The 21,457-nt window shown below is 24.5% G+C and carries 16 protein-coding genes, 3 tRNA genes and 1 other RNA gene; 12 read left to right on the forward strand and 8 right to left on the reverse strand.

Annotation, left to right across the window (positions count from 1 at the left end; translation table 4 throughout):
- Window positions 1-113: 113 nt before the first annotated feature.
- Complete coding sequence (locus ACLFP3_RS01210; RefSeq protein WP_412031782.1) at window positions 114-2,573, forward strand: hypothetical protein; 2,460 nt, start codon at window positions 114-116, stop codon at window positions 2,571-2,573.
- Window positions 2,563-8,316, forward strand: coding sequence for a hypothetical protein (locus ACLFP3_RS01215; RefSeq protein ID WP_412031783.1), 5,754 nt, complete (start codon window positions 2,563-2,565; stop codon window positions 8,314-8,316). The genes ACLFP3_RS01210 and ACLFP3_RS01215 overlap by 11 nt, the downstream gene beginning before the upstream one ends.
- Before the next feature lie 195 nt (window positions 8,317-8,511).
- Here the strand turns inward: ACLFP3_RS01215 and ACLFP3_RS01220 are convergent, their stop codons facing one another.
- Window positions 8,512-9,375, reverse strand: coding sequence for a hypothetical protein (locus ACLFP3_RS01220; protein WP_412031784.1), 864 nt, complete (start codon window positions 9,373-9,375; stop codon window positions 8,512-8,514).
- 214 nt (window positions 9,376-9,589) lie between these two features.
- Here ACLFP3_RS01220 and rpsD point away from each other — a divergent pair, with 214 nt between their 5' ends.
- A complete protein-coding gene (gene rpsD / locus ACLFP3_RS01225) occupies window positions 9,590-10,189 on the forward strand; it encodes a 30S ribosomal protein S4 (protein ID WP_412031785.1) in 600 nt (199 codons plus the stop codon).
- Window positions 10,190-10,254: 65 nt separating this feature from the next.
- On the opposite strand, the gene ffs is transcribed toward rpsD, so the two are convergent.
- Window positions 10,255-10,339, reverse strand: an RNA gene (gene ffs, locus ACLFP3_RS01230) — signal recognition particle sRNA small type.
- Between the two features lie 87 nt (window positions 10,340-10,426).
- Between ffs and ACLFP3_RS01235 the strand changes: the two genes are divergently transcribed.
- From ACLFP3_RS01235 to rplA, 8 genes are all read left to right on the forward strand, one after another.
- Window positions 10,427-11,356 carry a gamma-glutamylcyclotransferase family protein gene (locus tag ACLFP3_RS01235; RefSeq protein WP_412031786.1) on the forward strand — a complete coding sequence of 310 codons (930 nt, stop codon included), beginning with the start codon at window positions 10,427-10,429 and terminating at the stop codon, window positions 11,354-11,356.
- Entirely contained in the window at window positions 11,356-13,047 is a 1,692-nt protein-coding gene (locus ACLFP3_RS01240; protein ID WP_412031787.1) for a GIY-YIG nuclease family protein, read from the forward strand. Before ACLFP3_RS01235 ends, ACLFP3_RS01240 begins: the two co-directional genes overlap by 1 nt.
- Before the next feature lie 43 nt (window positions 13,048-13,090).
- Window positions 13,091-13,166, forward strand: a tRNA-Arg gene (locus tag ACLFP3_RS01245).
- Between the two features lie 96 nt (window positions 13,167-13,262).
- Window positions 13,263-13,336: transfer RNA gene (locus ACLFP3_RS01250), tRNA-Gly, on the forward strand.
- A gap of 2 nt (window positions 13,337-13,338) precedes the next feature.
- Window positions 13,339-13,412 (forward strand) — tRNA-Gly (locus ACLFP3_RS01255).
- A gap of 88 nt (window positions 13,413-13,500) precedes the next feature.
- Window positions 13,501-14,100: an FMN-dependent NADH-azoreductase gene (locus ACLFP3_RS01260; protein WP_412031788.1), complete on the forward strand. Its 600-nt coding sequence runs from the start codon at window positions 13,501-13,503 to the stop codon at window positions 14,098-14,100.
- Window positions 14,101-14,225: 125 nt separating this feature from the next.
- The gene (gene rplK, locus ACLFP3_RS01265) at window positions 14,226-14,669 is read left to right on the forward strand and encodes a 50S ribosomal protein L11 (protein ID WP_412031789.1); all 444 of its coding nucleotides are present in this window, start codon (window positions 14,226-14,228) and stop codon (window positions 14,667-14,669) included.
- Complete coding sequence (rplA, locus tag ACLFP3_RS01270; protein WP_412031790.1) at window positions 14,669-15,361, forward strand: 50S ribosomal protein L1; 693 nt, start codon at window positions 14,669-14,671, stop codon at window positions 15,359-15,361. Before rplK ends, rplA begins: the two co-directional genes overlap by 1 nt.
- A gap of 36 nt (window positions 15,362-15,397) precedes the next feature.
- Here the strand turns inward: rplA and ACLFP3_RS01275 are convergent, their stop codons facing one another.
- A complete protein-coding gene (locus tag ACLFP3_RS01275; protein ID WP_412031791.1) occupies window positions 15,398-15,646 on the reverse strand; it encodes a hypothetical protein in 249 nt (82 codons plus the stop codon).
- 352 nt (window positions 15,647-15,998) lie between these two features.
- Entirely contained in the window at window positions 15,999-17,375 is a 1,377-nt protein-coding gene (gene eno / locus ACLFP3_RS01280; protein ID WP_412031792.1) for a phosphopyruvate hydratase, read from the reverse strand.
- Window positions 17,376-17,866: 491 nt separating this feature from the next.
- Here eno and ACLFP3_RS01285 point away from each other — a divergent pair, with 491 nt between their 5' ends.
- A complete protein-coding gene (locus tag ACLFP3_RS01285) occupies window positions 17,867-18,418 on the forward strand; it encodes a hypothetical protein (RefSeq protein WP_412031793.1) in 552 nt (183 codons plus the stop codon).
- A gap of 64 nt (window positions 18,419-18,482) precedes the next feature.
- Here ACLFP3_RS01285 and ACLFP3_RS01290 read toward each other — a convergent pair whose 3' ends face one another.
- The 4 genes from ACLFP3_RS01290 to ACLFP3_RS01305 all read right to left on the reverse strand — a co-directional run bounded on the left by ACLFP3_RS01290 (window position 18,483) and on the right by ACLFP3_RS01305 (window position 21,329).
- On the reverse strand, window positions 18,483-19,268 hold the full coding sequence (locus ACLFP3_RS01290; RefSeq protein WP_412031794.1) for an ABC transporter ATP-binding protein: 786 nt from the start codon (window positions 19,266-19,268) through the stop codon (window positions 18,483-18,485).
- Window positions 19,249-19,974, reverse strand: a complete 726-nt coding sequence (locus ACLFP3_RS01295) for a FecCD family ABC transporter permease (RefSeq protein ID WP_412031795.1) — start codon at window positions 19,972-19,974, stop codon at window positions 19,249-19,251. The genes ACLFP3_RS01290 and ACLFP3_RS01295 overlap by 20 nt, the downstream gene beginning before the upstream one ends.
- Window positions 19,928-20,173 (reverse strand): iron chelate uptake ABC transporter family permease subunit, encoded by a 246-nt coding sequence (locus ACLFP3_RS01300; RefSeq protein ID WP_412031796.1) that lies wholly within the window; start codon window positions 20,171-20,173, stop codon window positions 19,928-19,930. Before ACLFP3_RS01300 ends, ACLFP3_RS01295 begins: the two co-directional genes overlap by 47 nt.
- A gap of 91 nt (window positions 20,174-20,264) precedes the next feature.
- Complete coding sequence (locus tag ACLFP3_RS01305) at window positions 20,265-21,329, reverse strand: hypothetical protein (protein WP_412031797.1); 1,065 nt, start codon at window positions 21,327-21,329, stop codon at window positions 20,265-20,267.
- Window positions 21,330-21,457: the final 128 nt, after the last annotated feature.

Here is a 21,457-nt window from a genome sequence, read left to right on the forward strand (position 1 = left end):
TAATCTTATATAAAGCAATAAAAATTGTCAAAATATCAAAAAATAGCGCTATAAATAGCGTTTTTTTTTTTTTTTTCTCTAAAATGTCTTTCTACGCAAGGAGTTATTTAATAATGAATACATCAAAGAAAAAGAAAACTACTATTATTTTAGGAACTGCAATTGGAGTTTTAGCAACTTCAGCTATTATTGCCGGAATTGTTTATAGTAGAGCAACAAAGAAAAATGGTGAATATAATCCTAACAATATTTTAGATATTGGTGTTTCTGAACAAGATATTATTGATCAAAAACCAAGTAGTTGGGATAACAAAAATAAAGAAAGATTTGAAAAACTTAGACTTTATTTACAAAAATTAACCGAAGCTTTAGATAAATTAACGGAAAACGCTAAGAAAAACTTAAGCATTGAAGATTATAAAAAGACAATTGAAGATTTAGAAACTAATCTAAACCGAGCTGCTTCAGTAGAAAAAATCGTTAATGACAGCATTAAGAATTTAGAAAAATGACCAGAAAAACAAAAAGCATTAAAAGAAGATAAATCTAAATTGGATAAATCAGTTGATGAAGCCAAAAAAGCTTTAGCGCTAGCTAAAGTTAAGTTACAAAGATTGCTTAGTGATAAAGATAAACTAAAAAACAAAATTAAAGAAATTATTGAACAAATTAATGAAACAGTTGAAGAATCATCTAAAGCAAACATTACTTCAGAAATCGATCGTTTTATTAAAAAATTAACTGATTTAAGTAATATTGCTAAAGGCTTAAAAAATGATGCTACAAAAGCAGATTTGACTGAAGAAGCCAATAATTTAGCTGAAGCAATCATTAAAGCAGAAAATGAAATTAAGAGACTAAAAGAACTTAAAGCTAAATTAACTGATGAAGAGCAAAAGAAAAATCTTGAAGAATATGCTAAACGATTTGAAGAAAAAGTAAATAAAGCAATCGACAAAACTAATAAAACTACTGAACTTGAAGCTTTAAAAGAAGCAATAAAAGATCTTGAAGAACTTAAAAAAGAAGGTGAAGCTGCTAAGAAACTAGCAGAATCTTTAGGCTTACCAGAAGTAGCTAAGAAAATTGATAAAAATATTAAGAAATTAGATAAAGCTATAGCTGATGCTAATAAAAAAGTTGCAGAAAAAGAACTTGAAATTGCTAAATTGAAAGAAGAAGCTAAACAACTATTAGAAGCCTTAACTAAAGCAATAGAAGAAGCCCAAAAAGCTAACACTTTAGAAGAATTAAATAATGCTATTACTAATTTAGAAACCAAAATTAAAGAAGCTAATGACTTAATTGAAAAACTAGAAAAAGCTTCATTAACTAAAGAAAGTGATGAACTTAAACTAAAAGTAGCCGAAGCTAAAAGAATCTTAGAAGAAACTAAAGCTAGAAAACAAGCTGAAGAAAATCGAGTTAATTTATTAAAAGAAAAAATTAATAAACAAGTAGAAGCTTTAAAAGAAAATACTAAAAAAGTAAAAGATGCATTAAAAATAGAACCTTTAGAAAAAACTCTTGAAGCTTTAGCTAAAGAAATTGAAAAATCTAAAACATTATTAAATGAAGCCAAAAATGATAAATCAAAAACTAGTCTTACAAATGAAATTAAAACTTTAGAAGAAGAACTTGCTAAAGCAAAAGCAGAACAACAAGCTTCACAAAAAAGATTAGAAGATCTTAGAAAAGCTCATTCAGAGCTTGAAGCGAAAGTAAATGAAGCTTTACAAAAAGCTGACAATGCTCTTAGTGAAGCCAAAACTAATGAAAATAGTGATGATGTAGCAAAATTAACTGATATTTTAGCAAAATTAACTGACTCAAAAAATGAGTTAGATAAAGTTCAAACTGAAGCAACTAATAAAAATGAAACTGAACTTGCTAAAAAATGTCAAGATAAAAAATCAGAAGTTGATTCTTGAATTACTAAAATTACAAATCAAAAAGCAAAAGCTGAACAAAAAGCTAAAGAAATAGAAGAAAATAAAGAAAAAATTACTAAACAAATTGATGAATTAACTAAAAAAGAAAAAGCTTTAGAAGAAGCATTAAAAAGTGATGATAAAGCTAAAATCAATAAAGCCATTAGTGAACTTGAAAGCGAGATTACTAAAGCTAATGACTTACATAATTTAACTAAAGATGAACCTAAATTAAAAACTGAATCTGAAAATTTAAAAAATAAAATTATTGAAGCAAAAACTAAAGTAGATGACGCTAAAAATAAACTAGCTGAAATTGAAAATAAAGAAAACGAAGCCAAAAAAGCCGCTAATCAAGCTAAACAAGAACTTAATGAAGCCTTAAAAGAAGTTGAAGAAGCTAAGAAAACTGAAGATTTAGATAAGCTAAATAAAGCTAAAGAAAAATTAGATAAAGCAATTACTAAAGCTGAAGAAGCTAAAAAATTAGCAGATGAAGCTAAATTGCTAGAAGTATCTAAAGAATTAGAAAATTTAATTAAGAAAGCCAAAGAAGAGCAAAAAGAATTAAGCAAAAAAATTGCTGAAGTTGAAACCAAAAATCTTGAAGCAATCAAGAAGAAAATTACTGATGCAAACTAATAAATTAGAAACTGAAATTCAAAAAGCAACTACTGCTTTAGGTTTTGAACATAATTTAGAAAAAATTCAACAATCATTAAGTAGCATTACTGATGAAATTACTATTGCTACAAAAGTAAAAAATGATACTGAAGCAAATCAAAGTAAATATCAAGCCGAATTTAATAATCTTAAAGCTAAACTAACTGAAGCAAACACTAAAAAAGCATCATTAGAAGAACGTAAAACTAACATTGAAAATGAAAGAAAAGTAGCTCAAGAAAATTACGATGAAGCAGAACGTTTAGCTAATGAAGCTATTAAAAAATATGATGATCATCACAATACTATTACTGAAGTTCAAAGTGCTATTAATGATTTAAAAGCAGCTTTAAATAAAGCTGAAGCAAGTGAAACTGAAGCAACTAATATTGAATATAATGAACTAAAACAAAAAGCGACTGAATTAAAAACTAAAATTAATGAAAAACTAGTTGAAGCTAACCAAAAATTAGCAGCTTTAAAGAGTGCAGAAGAAAAAGAAAATCAAAGAATATCAGCTTTAAAACAAGAATTAAAAACTGCAACTAAAAATTTAGAAGATACTTTAAAAGATTATCAAAAGCAAACTTTAATTGATAAAAAACAAGAATCACTAGATAAAGTTAAAGCACAACTTGATTTAGCAAATACCTTAGACAAAAAAATTACTGATAATAATGACCAAACTAAAACTGACCCTGAATATACAGAATTTAAGCAAAAATTAGATTCTGTTACTTCAACATATGAAACTGAAAAAACTAATTTAGCTAAAGCAAAACAAGAAATTGAAAATAAAGTTAAAAATTTAGAAACAGAAACTAATGATGCTCTTAAAAAAGCCAATGATGCTATTACTTCTAATAAAGAAGTTGATTTACAAAGTGCTTTAGATAAATTAAAAGAAATTAAAAATAAAGCAACTGCATTAAAAAATGAAATTTCACCAAAAGGTTATCAAATAGAAACTAATAAAGTAATTAAATTTGAAGAAGATTTATCAAGCAAGATTACTGAAGTAGACAATAAATTAAATGCTGAAAAGAATCGTATTAAAGCAGTAGCCAAAGCACTAGATCAAGCGCAAACATCCTTAGATCAAGCAATAAAAAATGTTACTGATAATAAAGATAATGTTACCAAGCTAACTGAAGCATTGACCACTTTACAAGCAACCATAACAACTACTGAAGGCATTGTAAATCAATATGATAAACCTGAAAATAATAGTGTTTCTTCATTAAAAGAAAAATTAAATAAATTAAAAGAAACATTAAAAACTGCAAAACAAACTAAAAAAGATTTAGAAAAACAAAATAAAGAAAAAACTGAGAAAATCGATAAACAAGTGGATGATGCTAAGAAAAAAGCCGATGAAGCTATTAAAAAAGCCGATGATGCCTTAAAACAAGATCCACCTAAAAAAGATGATTTAGATAAAGCTAAAAAAGATCTAGAGGACGCTAAAAAAGATTTAAATGACGCCAAAAAAGAAGCTGATAAAAATCATTATGATGGAAAATCTAAAGAAGCTGAAGAAAAATCTAAAGAAGTAGATAAAAAATTAAAAGAAATTACTGATAAATTAGCAGACGAACAAGAAAAAGAAACCAAAAGAATTGCCAAAGTTAAAAAAGCACTTGAAGATACTATAAATTCATTAAAACAAATAAATAACGATGTTAAAACATTAACTGGAGTTGATGAATTAAATGAAAACCTTCCTAAACTTCAAACTGAAATTACTAAAGCAAGAGATCAAGTTTATAACATTCATAATGTAGAAATTAATAAGAAAATTCCTGAATTAAAAACTTTATTAGAATTTTTAGACAAATTAATTAAAGATTCAGAACAAACTAATTCAACAAAAAGCCAAGAATTAACTACAAAAACTAATGCAACTAATAATAAAGTTAGAGAAGCTAAAGAAGCAGTTACAAAAGCAATAGAAGAAGCCAAAAAAGCTCCTGACAATGATGTTGATAAATTATCTGAAGCAGTTGAAACTTTAAATGAAGCTAAAACTAAGGCAGAAGAAGCAAAAAATTTAGCTACAACTAATAAATATCAAGAAAAAGTTACTGAAGCACAAGGCTTAATTACCGAAGTTGAAAAACAACTTAAAGAAACCCAAGCAAAATTGAATGCTGCAAAACAAGATCAAGCAGCTAAAATTAAAAAATTAGTTGAAGATATTCAAGCAGAAATTACAAAGGTAGAAACAGCTGAAACTGAAGCAAATAATGCTAAAGATAATATTGATGAATCAGATATAAAATTACCTTTATTAAATCAAGCAATTACTAATGCTAATGCTAAACATTCAGAATTCCAAGGGAACCCTTTGGCTTCTAAAGAAGAAGTAAAAACAAAATTAGCTGCTTTAAAACAAGCAAGTGATAAAGCTAAAGGCACATGAACTTCATTAACTGCTACTCAAAACACTAATAAACAATTAGTAGAAAAGGCAGTTAACGATATTAAAAACTTAGTAACTCTTGTTGAATCTAAAGCAAATAATGCTATTTCATCTAAGAAAATTTCTGATTTAGAAGATGTTCTTAAAGATTTAGTTAAAGCAATAGATGAAACTAAAAAAGCGAAAACTCTAACTGAACAAAAGCATTATTCATCTAAAACAAATGAAGCTAATGGCTTATTAACTAAACTTAACGAATTAAAACAAGATACCCAAAATGCCTTAGATGAAGCTAAACGTACTGAAGAAGAAAGAATTAATAAAATAAAACAAGAAGTTACAGAAATGATAACTAAACTTGATAATGCTATTAATGAAGTTAAAAAAGAACATGCAACTTCGTCTTCATTAGGTGATGACATTGATAAATTAGAAAAATTAATTGAAGAAGCCAAAAAATTACAACCAAAAACTGAAAGTAGTTCAAAGCTCGCTACTGAAAAAGAACAACTTACCAAAAAACTTGCTGAAGCTAATATAGCATTAGAAGAAGCTAACAAAGAAAAAGCTCGTTTAGCAGCATTAGAAGCAGCTAAACAAGCAGCCAAAAATAAAATTAATAATGAATTTACTGATTTAACAAATGAACAAAAAACTAATGCAATTAATGAAGTTGACGTTGCTAAAACAAAAGAAGAAGTAGAACAAGTTGTTCAAAAATATCAAGAAATAAATACCAAAAATAGAAAGGAAAAAATAGAACAACTAAAGGCAAAAATTAACAAATTAACAAACGACCTTAATGAAGCTAGCAATAAAATTAATTCAGCAAATGATACTCCTTCATTAGAAAGCGCAATTAATAATTTAGAAACAAAATTGCAAATTGCTAATAATTTTATTAATGAAAAGAATAATGAAAAATACCCAGAAATTAATTCTGAGCATAATGCTTTGAAAAAATTAATTTCTGACTTAAAAACAAAATTACAAGCGGCAAAAGATAAGTTATCAACTGGTAAGCAAAAATTAGAAGATGATTTAAATGCAGCTAAAAACAAACTTGCAGATGCCATTAAAAAAGCTAATGAAGCCGGCGATGATAAAACAAAATTAAATGAAGCAAAAACTTTATTAGAAGAAGCTAAAACCGACCTTGAAAAAGTAAAAACTGAAGCAGAAAATAAAAATTATCAAAAAGTTATTACTGAAGCAACAAAAGAAATAACAAAAGCAAATAATAAAATTAGTGAAATTGAAAACAAATTAGCGAAAATTGCCGAACAAGAAAGAATTAAAAAGATTTATGAAGATGCTAAAGCACAAATAGAGGCATTGCAATACATAAACTATACTGATAAATATAATTTCTTAAGGGATCTTGAAAATAATAAAACTAATGAAACAAAAATTAACGAAATTTTAGTTAATGCAAAACAAAGAGATCGGCAATATAAAAATGCTAAGGAAGAAAATCAAAAATTATCTAAAGAAATAGAAGAATTCAAAAAAAATATAGAAAATAATAATGACTACTATCAAATTAGGAATGACTTAGAAAATATTTTATATAGTAATAAAATAAGTTTATCTGATAGTTGAACTGATATAGAACAAATATTAGAAAAAAACAAAAATTTGAATAAAGGACTTGTAGATGCTAAAAAAGCATTAAACAAAATTAAAGATGATTTAATTGAAGAAGCTAAGAAAAATGCAGAAGAAACAATATGAGAAGTATTAGATTCTTATAAAACATATCTTCCTTCGCAATATCCGTATTTGAAGGAAATTGGAGGATATTACACTCGCTCTTATAAATGATGAGAAGAAAAAAATTATGATGTATCTGTTCTAACTAATGTAAATGATCAAACAGGTAAAATTTTTGCTAGATTTACATATACATCAAAAAAAGATAGTTCTATCAAAGTGTATAAAGATTTTATTTTTGATGGTTTTAAAAAGTATGAATCTCCTTATCTAACTAATTATGAACTGAATAGCATTGATTTTAAATCTACGAAAGAATTTTGAGATGTATTATCAAATTCAGAAGATTTATTAAAAGCTTTAAATAATTATGGTTTTACAAGATTTAATGAAGATTTATTAGATGAAAAATTATTTTTTGATGGTGGAAGTTATAATAAAGATGGAGATATTGAATTAAAATATAAAGTTAAAAGATCAGTACCTACAGCAAATTCATATGGAGATAATAATTTTACTGATGTGTATACTGAAAAAACATTTAAATTTAATATTGCAAAAAAAATAAAAGACGCATTAAGATGATATTTATCTTCAATGTTTGATCGAAGAAAATATTTTATTAATGAAAAAAAATTACCTTCAGATGTAACAAAAGACGATTTACATTATGAAGATGATAATCCAGATTTAGCTAAATATTATAAGTATGAAATACTTGATTTAATGCCTAATGACGGTTATCCAAATCTTACTTTAAAAGTGAAAATTAGTAGCATTGATTTTCCTGAAATTAATGAAACTAGAAATATAGATATTTATGAAAAAAGAGATAACTTATTAAGTTATCGTGATTTTAAAATGAATATTAAATTTAAAAGAAAATTTTTGGAATCATCTTTTTTGGATAATTTTGATGCAGAGTTTGAAAAAATTTCTAAAGATTTTGAATATCCATATACTGAGAATCTTATAGAAAAATTAAAAAATATGTTTGACTTAGAATTTCCATTGGAAAAATATAAAAATTTTGAGTGAAAATTCAAAGAAAATTTAGTACGTTTAGTTTCAAAAGTCATAGTGGGTAAAGATGATTACGGAAATTATAAATATGAGGATGTAGAAATATTTAAATTTCAAAATATTGAGTATTTTATAAATGAAGCTTTTAAAACATCTATAAAGATGTATAAAAAAACAAATGAATTAGTAGACATATTTTCAGATTCTATTTTTGACTCATTATTTACCAATGATTTTGATAAAGAGTTAACAAAGCGTTATTTATATATTAAAGAAGTTGCTCTTAAATGAAAAAATAAAATAAAGGACTTATTGATTGAAAAAGGGTTCAATATTTCTAATGGTAATCTAATTGATTATTATAATAGTATAGGATCATTTATACATATAGATGATTTAAGTTTTGTTCAAGGATACAATAACTACAAAAATAAAATTGAAGACTTTTTTAATAAAGATGTTTATAACTACATTGATAGTAATAAATTAAAAGAAAAATTAAAAATATATGAAGAAATAATGAATAAATATTATTCAAAACTGTTGGGTTATTGAGATATATAAGATTGTAATGAAAGATTATTAATTAAAAAGTAGTTCGTATGTAATTAAAAATAAAATAATATTCGTAATATTAAATGCAACACTATAAACATTTTATAGGTTGTGTTTTTTTATCTAAAATAAAACTAACCTTAATAAGATATTAATCATAATTAAATTTAAAGCAATTTTTGCATATTTAAAATTACGTTATTATTAATCTTTTAAATTAAATCATGAGTCTAAATGATGAATAGCTATTGAATTTTTATTTTCAATATTTTTTGATAATAAGTTTAACTCATTATTCATAAATAATTTACTTTTATTACCAAAACTAGTTATTTCTTCATTATTAATTTTAGTATTAACCGCAATTCCAATTTCTTTATTGTTTTTTTGTGCATACTCTCTAATATTTTTTGAAATTTTTAATATTCCTTGACTAGAATTTCGGTATGCCATTACGTAAATTTTATCTGCTAAATCAATAATATGTTTATATGCTTCTTTTTCAGTATTATTAAAATTTATTAAATCATTAAACCAAAATGGAATATCGTAGTGAAATTTAATATTAGAAAATTTAGTTTTAAGTTTATAAATTAAATTAATAAATTTAATTAAATATTCTTTTCTTTTCTCAGAACTATTTTTAAATTCAGGATATTGATGTGGTTCTATATCAAAATGAATACCTTCAAAATAAGAATATTTTTGTTGTAGTTCTATAAATCAATTAATTTTATTTTCAACTTCACTAATATTATAAATTCATTCTTTTCTTCCTAATAAAAGAAAAACTTTAATATTTTTATCTTTAAATTTTTTAATAATATTTTTTGCGTGTTCATTAATTTTAGGGATATTTAAATAAACCTCTTTAACATTGTTTTTATAAGCAAAATCTATATGTTTATCTGTTATTTTATCTAATTTTCAAATTCAAGTTCCTAATTTGTTAGGTAAATTTAAAGGTTCAATTTGACGTTTTTTGCAACTTGCTGATAGTGTTAGAAAACTTGGTAAAATAATTGGTGTTAATAATATACATTTTAAAAATTTTTGATGTCTACTCATAATAAAAATCATATATTATTTATTAATTAATAAAGAAAATATTATATTTTCAAATTTTATTATAAAATTATTTACGCATTGACACAGCATAGCATCATTTTATAAAAGTTTTGTTTTGCTTTAGATTTGATAGTAAGAAAGCTGTTATCTGAAATCATTAGAATAAAAAATATATAAAAGAGTTGCTAAAAGTCTTTGCATACGAAAGGAAAATATGTCAAGATTTACAGGATCTATTTTTAAGAAAAGTAGACGTTATGGAATTTCACTATTAGAAAACAATAAAGAATTTGCTAAAGGTAAAAAACGTACAACTGCTCCTGGACAACATGGTGCTAGAAGAGTAAAACCTTCAGACTATCAACTTCACTTATATGAAAAACAAAAAGTTAGATATATGTACGGTTTAAATGAACGTCAATTTGAACGTTTATTCAAGTTAGCTTCTAAAAAACAAGGTGTTACTGGGGTTGTTTTATTACAAACTATTGAATCAAGATTAGATAACTTAGTATTTAGAGCAGGTTTTGCTAGAACAAGAGCACAAGCTAGACAATTTGTTAATCATGGTCATTTTACTGTCGATGGTCACAAAGCTGATATTCCTTCAATTATTGTTAAAGTTGGATCAGTTGTCGAAATAAAAAAAACATTACAAAACAATGTTCAAGTAAAAGATGCCATGGAAGTTATGACTGTTAGTCCTTGATTAACCCGTGAAGAAAACAAATTTACTTATACTCGTTTACCTGAAAGAAAAGAATTTGCAAAAGATATTAATGAAGCTTTAGTAGTTGAATATTACAATAAATAATTTTGAACAAAAAATAATGGTGCTTGTGCACCATTTTTTAATTTTTATTATCTAAATTTAATAAAAAAAGACCGCAAGACACAACACTTCTCGATTTGGCTGCTATATTTCTATCCTGACCAGGTTACAAGGTTATCATTCTCACGGCAATATTATTATACATTAGATTTAATATATAAATAATGTTATCTTATATAATTTAAAGATATATTTTATATCCTTTGGAGAGTAATAATAATGGAAGATAATCAAAAAATTTATATATTTTCATATGGAACTTTTCAAGATCCCCTATTCTATGAAAATTTATTTCATAAAGACGTAATAAAACACAAAGCAGTTTTGAATGGTTTTGCAAAATGTATTGATGATAGTATGTATTTTTTATTAAAAAAAGATCAGCTAAGTTCAGTAGAAGGAACTGTTTTTGAAATTACTAAAGATGAATTATTTTTAGTCGATAGATGAGAAATGTTTCCACAATATGGGAGATTTTTAGCAAATGTTTTGTTAACTGATGAAAATAAGGTTTTAGAAAATGTTTATGTATATTCTAAATTAGAATTTGGCAAATATTATTTAGCACCAACAGAAATGAAATATTCAAATAATCCCAATGCTAATGAGCAAAACTTAAAAGGATTTATTGAATTAGAAAATGAATTGAAATCATTTCCTTTATATGATTTTATTTTTATGTATGAAATAAAAAAAGAAATTTATGATTACTTTGAAAAATTAACACATCCATATTTTGCGCTTACATTTAGTTTAAAAGAAAGAAAAGAAAAAATTATTTTGCAAACAATGACAGTTGCTTTTAAAGATAAAGATAAATATTATGTTGGAATTTTAATGCTTGGAAGAAAAGATTTTCTAAATGCCATTAATTATTACGAAATTTTTTATGATTTAGACAATCATGGCAAATTTGATATTGAATTTACTCCTTTATATGACACAAATATGGACTTTTCAATTTTTAAAAATAATAAACCAAACTATGTTATTTCTTTAAAAGAGGATAGTAATATTAATGAAAGCATTGTTGGTGTTCATGAAAAAGCATTTGAAATAACTATTAAAAATTTTGATATTGACCCATGAAAACGTTTTAATTATTTATTATCAGTATTTTTTGACTTTAAAGAAAAAAATAAACTCTAATGATTAGCAAAGAATTAATAAAAGATGTCCCAACCTTACCAGGCGTATATTTATGAAAAGATCAAAATGGGACAATAATTTATGTTGGTAAAGCCAAAAATTTAAAAGCAAGAATGAGTCAATATTTTGATAAAAAAATGATCAATTCTTATAAAACTCCTAAAATGTTAGAAAGAATAGCATCTTTTTCTACGATTGTTGTTTCTAGCGATCGTGAGGCATTTATTCAAGAAAGAAAATTAATAGATAAGTATCGACCATTTTATAATGTTTTATTTCCTAATTTAAATAGCTTCCCTTATATTAGAGTAAAACTTACTAATGAATTAAAAATAGAAATAAAAAATAATTACCACAAAGAAAAAAATGCTATTTATTATGGTCCTCTACCTAATAATAAAAATTTTAAACCCTTAATTAGATACTTAAATCATTTGCTTTTATCAGAAGATGGATTAATTGTTAAAAATAAGCCTTTATCTTTTTGAGAAGAACGTTTTGAGAAAGCAAAAGAAATTATGAAATTTTCTTTAAATTTTAAAAAGAAACTATCTAATAAATTAGAAGAAGCTATAAAAATTCATCATTATGAAGTAGCTAGTTTTTACAATAGTATTTTGGATTTACTAGACTATAATAAACAAGATCAACAAGTATTTTTAAAATCCAAAAAAAATATTGATGTGTTTGGATTTTATGAAAAAGACAATATAATGTTTGTTTTCGTTTCTTTCTATCGTTATGGTTCGCTTATGAATCAAAATAATTTCACTTTAGAAATTAAAACATCACTTGATAATTTCGTAAATGAATTTTTAAATGAATATTATTCAAAAAATAACTTACCAGATGAAATTGTTTTGGATAGTAAATTTGAAAATATAAATATAGATTTAAAAGAAAAAATTATTTTTGCAAAAACTAATTTTTATCTACCTTTAATTGAACTTGCAAATATAAATGCCAAAAATGATATTGAAAGAAAATTATTAGATTTTAATAAGCATTCTTTATTTACTTCTGAAGTTAATGAAAAATTAAGTTTAATTTTAAAAACAAAATGCGATAGAATAGTTTTATTTGATAATTCCTTTTTTAAAGGAACAGAAGCCATTATAGGTGTTGGTGTTTATTATCAAAATGGTGAGCCTAACAAAAATTTTTATCGTATTTTTAATTTATATAGAGATACTTCTTCAAGAATGGCTGATGTTGAATATATAAGGCAAACTTCTTTTAATTATTTAAGTGATTTAGCTAGTGAGGTTGATGTAATTATTGTAGATGGTGGAATTGAACAAATTAATGAAGTAAAAATTTCTTTAACCACTCTTAATTTAAATATTCCAGTTTTTGGATTAGTTAAGGATGAAAGACATGAAACTAGAATTTTAATTGATAATCATGGTTTTGAAATTTTAGTTAATGATCAAGATGTTTTTAACTATTTAAGCAGAATGCAAACAGAAGTTGATAGATTTGCCAAATCCTCTTATCATAGAAAAAATTTAAAAAATATAATTTCTAGCACACTCAGTCAAATTAAAGGAGTGGGAAAAATAAGTATTTTAAAATTAATTGAACATTTTGGTACTTATAAAGCAATTAAAGAAGCCTCATTTGAAGAATTGGCAAAAGTCACTAATAAAAAAATTGCTTTAGCAATTATTGAAAGTAAAAATAATGATTAAAAATATTTATACTTTTGTGATTGTGCTAAAATAATTATGCGCTGGTCGTGTAGCTCAGGGGATAGAGTACGTGCCTTCTAAGCATGTGGTCGCAGGTTCGATTCCTGCCACGATCGCCATTTTTATTTTTTATTTTTTTGTTTTTAAATAATTTTAAATTATTATCTAAATTTGCTTATGCTATGTTTTTTTTAGTATAATAATAAACGCAAAAAGCGAGTGTAGTTTAGTGGTAGAACATCAGCCTTCCAAGCTGAATATGAGGGTCCGATTCCCTTCACTTGCACCATTGCGGATGTAGTTCAATGGTAGAACATCAGGTTGCCAATCTGAATACGAGGGTCCGATTCCCTTCATCCGCACCATTTATCAAAATTGATACCTTATAACAAGCATTTTGCTTGTTTTTTTATTTTGTTATAATTAAAATTAAGTATAAAAGGAGATAAATTTATGAATAAAGTATTAGTTTTATATACTTCACCTTTACCAGAAGAAAAATCAATTTCAACATATATAGCCAACAAATTTTTAGAAGAATATAAAAAAACTAACCCTAATGATTTTATTGAAACATTAGATTTGAATAATCTTTCTATGGCAAATAAATCTTTGAATAAAGATAGTTTTTCTAGTTTTTGAAATGAAGAAGATAGTGATAAATTCATTAATCAATTAAAAAATATAAATAAATTAATTATTAGTACTGCAATGATTAATTTCAATATTCCTGTAACCTTGAAAAATTATTTAGATCATATTTGTGTTGCTAATAAAACCTTCTCATACAAGTATTCAAAAAAAGGTGACGCAATTGGTTTACTTACTAATGTAAAAGTACAAATTATTGCTACTCAAGGAGCTCCTGAAGATTGATATACTTGAGGTCTTTTTACTAAATATCTTGAAGGAACATTAAATTTCTTAGGAATGAGTGTAAATAAAACAATTTTAATTAGCGGAGTGAAAACTTCTAATTATATTCAAAAAACTAAGGAAGAAATTTTTGAAGAATTTAAGAATACAATTGAAAATCAAGCTAAAAAATTCTAATTTTTATTTAACTTATAAATAAGTATTTTTATTGTATAATTACAAATGCAATTTTACATTGCCTCTAGCAAGTGGGAGAATTTATTAAAAATTCATTTGCACCACAGAGATCGAAAGGAACTATTATGGCTAAAGAAATTGTAAAAAAAGCCAAATTACAATTCCCTGCAGGTCAAGCTAAACCTGGCCCAGCACTAGCTGGTGTGGGAATTAATATGCCTGAATTTACTAAGGCATTTAATGATAAAACAAGAGAAAGAGGATCTGAACCTGTTCCTGTTTTAATAACTGTTTATAAAGATAAATCATTTGATTTTAAAATTTTTACTTCACCAGCTTCATATAAATTAATTCAAGCTGCCAAAGTTAAAAAAGGTAGTGGCAAACCAAACACTGAAAAAACTGGTTCAATTACTTTAGAACAATTAAAGGAAATTGCAGAATACAAAATGCCAGATTTAAATACTAACAAAATTGAATCTGCAATGAAACAAGTTGCTGGAACAGCTAAGCAAATGGGAATAACAATTGACGGTTATGATGAATGACTAAAGAAAGGAACTAACTAATGGCTAGAAAACTTTCTAAAAATGTTAAAAATGCAAAAACACTTATAAATAAAAATGAAGTATTACCATTGCTTGATGCAATAGAAGCTGTTAAAAAAGCTGCTTTTGCAAAATTTGATGAATCTTTAGACATTGCAATTAATTTAAATTTAGATACAAGAAAATCTGACCAACAATTAAGAGGAGCAATTGTTTTACCAAATGGTACAGGAAAAACTGTAAAAGTATTAGTAGCAACTGATGATGTTAATGCTCAAAAAGCGGCAAAAGAAGCTGGAGCTGATTTAGTTTATAATGCTGCCGAACTTCCAGAAATATTAAATCAAGATAAATATGACTTTGATGTTATTGTAGCTGATCCTAAAATGATGTTAGTTTTAGGAAAATATGGTAAAAAATTAGGACCAAAAGGTTTAATGCCTAATCCAAAAACTGGAACTGTTACTGTTACTCCTGCTAAAGCTGTTGAAGAACTTAAAAAAGGTAAAGCAAACTATCGTGCTGATAAGGGTGGAATTATCCATGCTTCAGTTGGTAAAAAATCAATGAATACAAAAGCATTGGCGGAAAATGCTGAAACATTAATTCAAACTATTAAAAAATTAAAACCTACAACAGTTAAGGGAACATATGTTAAAAATATTACAGTATCAACAACTATGGGTCCTTCTGTAAAAGTAAAAATTGATTAAATTAATAAAGACTTAAGCATAGCGCTTAGGTTTTTTTTATTTAAAATAAATTTCATTAAGTTTTAATTGTTCGTTTTGAAAGTGCTTCAAACCTTTTAATTCATCTAGAATGATTTTATTAAATTTAGTCTGTTCAACCTGAAAGTGCTTCAAATCTTTTAATTCGTTCAAAATAAGTTTATTAAATTTCTCTTGCTCTTCAAATTTTTTAACTACATACTGATTAAATTTCTCTTGCTCATCAAATTTCTTAACTACATATTCTTGAAAATTTTTTTGAGTCATGCTTTTAAATTCCTTAATAATTTTGTTGTTTTCATCTAAAAGATAAATTACATATCTAATATTAGGATTTTGCTCATCCGTACTTAAATAAGATTTTATACCATTATAAGATTTAATTAATGTATTTGCTGTTTTTAAAGGAATTTCATTCTTACTATTTATAAAAATTTGTTTTTGGATTTTATTACTATTAATTATTTCATCCTCCTTTTTTGATTGTAATATTGGTTTATAAATAAATGTTAAATTTAGTAAAAATTTAGGAAAACTCTAGAAACTTTTAGAAAAATTAGTAAATTTAAAAAAGACAAAGAATTTAAATCTTCCTTGTCTTAATTTAATAATAGATAAATTAAAAGTTTTTTAAATTAGTAAATGTATCTCTACCTTCATATTTTGCTTTTTTACCTAACTCCATTTCAATTTTTAATAAGCGATTGTATTTAGCAATTCTATCTGTTCTTGAAAGAGAACCAGTTTTAATTTCGCCGGTATTAAATGCTACTGATAAATCTACAATAAAAGTATCTTCAGTTTCGCCTGAACGGTGTGATATAACTGGAATCATATTAGCATCTTGGGTTAATTTAATTGCTTCAATAGTTTCAGATAATGAACCAATTTGATTAATTTTAATTAAAGAAGCATTTATAGCATTTTTCTTAATAGCTTCTTTAATGTAAATAGGATTTGTCACAATTAAATCATCTCCAACTAATTGAACTTTATTTCCATAAGCTTTTTTCATTTTTTCAAATCCTACTCAATCATTTTCATCATGAGAATCTTCAATTGAAATGATTGGGAAATTTTTAATTAATTTACCATAATATTCAACAAATTCATCTGAACTAAATTCATATTTCATATTGGCATATGATTCAAATCCTGGACGTTTTTCATCAATAGCTGCCTTAAATTTTTTAAAAATATATTTATTTGATTTTGAACAATAAAGTTCAGAACTTGCAGCATCTAAGCAAATAGCAACAGCTTTTTCTCCTGAAGTCGCAGGATTAAATCCCGCTTCTTTAATAGCATTAACTAAAAATTCTAATGCTTCTTCATGAGTATGTAAATTAGGTGCAAACCCACCTTCATCTCCAACTTGCGTACCATGACCTACTTTTTTTAATAATTTAGCTAAAGTATGAAAAACAAAATTAGCCATTTGTATTGCTTGTTTAAACGTTTTAGCGCCTAATGGCATAATCATAAATTCTTGAAAGTCAATTGTATTAGATGCATGTTCTCCACCATTGATAACATTTAACATTGGTACTGGTAATTTGTAAGGCTTACGATTATCAAGTTTTGCTAAATATTCATAAAGTGGCATTTTTTGATCATTTGCACTTAATTTTGCCAAGGCAATTGATAATGCTAAAATGGCATTTGCACCTAATTTTGATTTAGTAGGAGTTCCATCTAAATCTATCATTAGTTTGTCAAGTTCAAATTGTTTTGTTGGATCTTTACCTATTAATTTAGGTGCAATAATTAAATTTATATTATTAACTGCAGTTTGCACGCCTTTACCATTAAATCAATTATTCTCATATTTTGTTCCTTTATCTCTTAATTCAAGTGCTTCTTTAGACCCGGTTGAGGCACCAGAAGGTACTGAAGCTTCAGCATAACTTTTATCTGAATAAATTTCTACTTTAATAGTAGGATTTCCTCTACTATCTAGTATTTCATAGGCATTAATATTTGTTATTTTAGACATATTTCTCCTTTGCTATATATAATTTTATATTAGTTTAACACTTATAAGAAAAATACTAAAATTAGAAAATTTAGATTACAGAGGATATCAGTGAATTTTAATGAAAAAAATACAAAATCAAAAATTAAAAAAATGTTGTATGCAAATTTTGTTTGAAAAATAGCATTACTTATTTTATTATCAATTTCTATACCTATTGTATTATCAACGATTCTACGTTTAATTGCCTTAAAAAAATTTCTATTAATGTGAGAAATTTGTTAATTTTTGTTTTTGCAATAATTATTATTTTTTATGCCTTTTTTATTACATTTGAATCCTTTTTACTTACAAAATTAACTTTTTTATTATATATGTATCTTATTGTAGTTTTCAAAGTGAAACTAACCAAAAATTAGCAATTTTAAAATTTCATTTTTTACTTAAAAAATATGATTTATTTTATATTTTTCTTATAAAAAATGAAGTGCAACAATTATTAGGAAATTAAAATGGAAATTTTACCTAAAATTAAAAACAAAATCAAAACGAGAACAATATTTTTTATATTATTTATTATTACAAACGCTTTATTTATAATTTCTAGTATTACTTTAATTTTATTTTCTCTTTCAAAATTAAAAATCAAAAATATTAACTTAATTTTAGCAACAATGTCAATTTGCTTTTTTGTTTTTTCTCTTTTATTTGGAATTATTTATGATAAAAATAATGCTTATGTATCACATATATTTAATTCTTATTTATTCTTTAGCAAAAAAGCTATGAAATTCGCATATGAATCTTTTTGTTTAAATATGTTGTCTTATATGCCTAAAATTGACGAATATGCCAAACAAAAAAGTGCAAAATTTTTTAATAAGAATATAAATGAACAATGTTTAAAACTTATTAATTTATTTTATAATCAAAATAATCCAATAGTTACAATAAAAAGTTCTAATGAAGAAATAATACAGACTTTAAAAAAATATGAATTTTTATTGGATGATAATACAATTAACAAAACCGATTTGAAAATTGTTTTCGATAAAAACCATTAACAAAAAATAAGCTGCAAAATGATTGAAAAATAAAAGTTTCAAATGTTATAGAATGACAAAAAATTTAGTTATTTTTTGTATCTTGAAATGAAATTTCATTATATTCTAGTTCATTTGAATAGCAAATGTTATTGTCATATACTTTTTCTAAGATGTCTTTATTTATTATTTCCTTAGCATTGCCTTCTCTGTAAATTTTATGATCTTTTAAAATATAAACATACGAATTTAAATAAAGAGCATGATTAGGGTTATGTGTAGAAATAATAAACAACTTATTGTTTTGTCTTGCAAGCCCTTTTATTAATGACAATATTTTGTATTGGTTCTTTATATCTAAAGCAGAAGTAGGCTCATCCATTAATATAATTTTTGTGTCTTGAATTAAAGCACAAAAAATTGATATTATTTGTTTTTCTCCTCCACTTAATTCTGCTAATTTTTTATTTAACAAATAATCAATTTGTAATTTTTTTGCATAATTAAAAATTTCTTCTTCATCATTTTTAGTCGGATTTTGTATAAATTTTAGTTTATTTAATTTACTAAATAATACAAAGTCTTTTACAATAAAATCTTCTAAATAACTTTGCAATTGTGAAACATAAGAAATTTTTGTTGCTCTATTTTTTATTGATATTTTTTTGATAGATAAATTATCAACTAATATTTCACCATCATATTTATTAATTAATCCTGCCAATAGTTTTAGTAAGGTGGTTTTTCCAGAACCATTTAACCCTAATAAAGTCACTATTTGATTTTCATGACATGATAAATTTATGTCTTCTAATATATTACATTTTTTGTTGTAAGAAAAAGTTAAATTTTTAGTTTCCAATAGTTTCATAAAAATTTCTCCTTTTAGTAGCCAAAATTATAACAAAAATGATAGAACCAAAAAATCCAGTAATTGCTGATAAAGGAATTTCAGAAGAAGTAATGCTTCTAGAAAAAATATCAACAATAACCATAAAGGTGCCACCAAAAAGTGCATTTAATATAATTGATTTTTTTGCATTTCTACCAATTATTAATCTAACAAAATGAGGAATAATTAATCCTACTCAACTAATTATTCCTGAAAATGCTACCGAGCTAGCAGTTAATAATGTAGCTATAAGTATAATTACAATTCGATAAACACGATAATTTAAACCGCGTGATATAGCTTCTTCTTTACCTAGTGAGACAATGTTTATTCTTCAACTTATAACAAGAAGAATTATTATTGAAAAAATAACAATAGGCAATAATATATAAACATTTTTAAAAGTAGAGTTTTCAAATGATCCCAATAATCAAAAAGTTATTGCTGGTAAGGTAGTGTTATAATTTGCTAAATATTTAATAAGAGATAAACAAGCGGCCATAAAACTACTAATAATAATTCCTGACAAAATTAAAGTAAAAAGCGATGACAAATTCTTAAATATTTTAGATAAAAAAATCGTTAAAAATATAGTAATAATTCCAAAAATAAATGAAAATAAACTTATAAAAAATGAACTAACTCCTAATAATATAGCAATTGCTGCCCCCAACACTTGCACCATTTGATACACCTAACAAATTTGGAGATGCTAATTTATTTCTAAAAGTTTCTTGAAATAAGAATCCAGAAATACTTAATGCCATTCCAACTAAAATTGCAATAATTGTTCTTGGCATTCTTAATCTAAAAATTACAATTTTTTCATTTTGCAATAGTGAATTATTAAAAAACAATGCTTGTCAAAATGTTTTTATAGACATTGTATATCTTCCAATAAATAAGGCAAAAAAAGACACAAGAATTAATAATATTGAAAACGTTATAACTAAAATAAGAAAACGATTTCTCATTTTAAATGTGTGTTTTTCCATCTTTAGTTAAACCTTTTAAAATATTTTCAATGTCTAAGTTTGATAGATTTATATTAAAAAATGTTTCACTTAGTTCTTTTATTTCTTTTTTAACATCAAAATTAAAAATATTTGGATAAATTTTATTAGCTTGGTCATATAAAAATGCTGAAGAAAAAACATTTAATTGTTCAAACATAGTTAATCCTAGTGGAATATTAAATAATTGGTTGTTTTTTACTGCTTTAAACTGAGTTTCTTTTTTTATTTCTTCAATTAATGTATGTTGATAAATTCCTCCCACACTTATTATGTCAAGATTAATTTTTATAATTTCTTCTTTACTTGGTCTATTATTTTTAAACCTATTACCTACATAATCTAATTTTAAGAGTTGATATGCATATTCAATAAATGAGTTTTTATTGTCAGTATAGTTTATACCATTATTTCTATCGCCTCTAACATAATAAATTGTTTTCTTAGCTTCATGATGATTTTTAAGTTTGTTTTTTATTTGATTAATCGCATTAGTCATTCTTTCTTTTCATAAATTAACTCTTCTTAAAACTTCTTTATCATCTCAAATTTTACTTACTAAATCAGCAAAATAAAATACATATTCTTCATATGATTTGGGTGCATATAGTGAGCATGTTAGTGCTTTTATCCCCGATTTTTCTAAATCATTGCTAACTTTATTTTCGGGAGAAAAGACTAAATCAACATTTTTTGTTAGTAATGATTCAGCACTTTCGAAATAATTTAGTGAATATCTTTTATCAATATTTTTATCAAATACTTTAGTTCAACTATTGTTTTTAATGGTTTTAAAAACGCCTTTAATGTTTTTTTCTAATCCAAAAGCTACTAATAAATCATATGTAGTTCTAGAAATACATGCAACATTTTTTGGATTTTTGTTGATTGTTACTTCTCTTCCGCCCATATCTTTTACTGTAATTTGGTTTTCATTAGTATTTTCGTTTAAATTACAACTTACTGGAATAAAAGATAAAGCAATTGGAGTAATATAACTAATAATTAAAAATTTACTTTTATTCATATTTATCTTTCTTAATTAATTAAAATTTCAGTTTTTATACTAATTATATATATATATATATATAGACTTTTTCATTTTTTTAATCCTTTTTTATATCTAATTAATGAATTTATATTGCTAAAAAATAT

Origin of the sequence: Metamycoplasma buccale (assembly GCF_046774455.1) — a bacterium.
Classification (GTDB): domain Bacteria; phylum Bacillota_I; class Bacilli_A; order Mycoplasmatales; family Metamycoplasmataceae; genus Metamycoplasma; species Metamycoplasma buccale.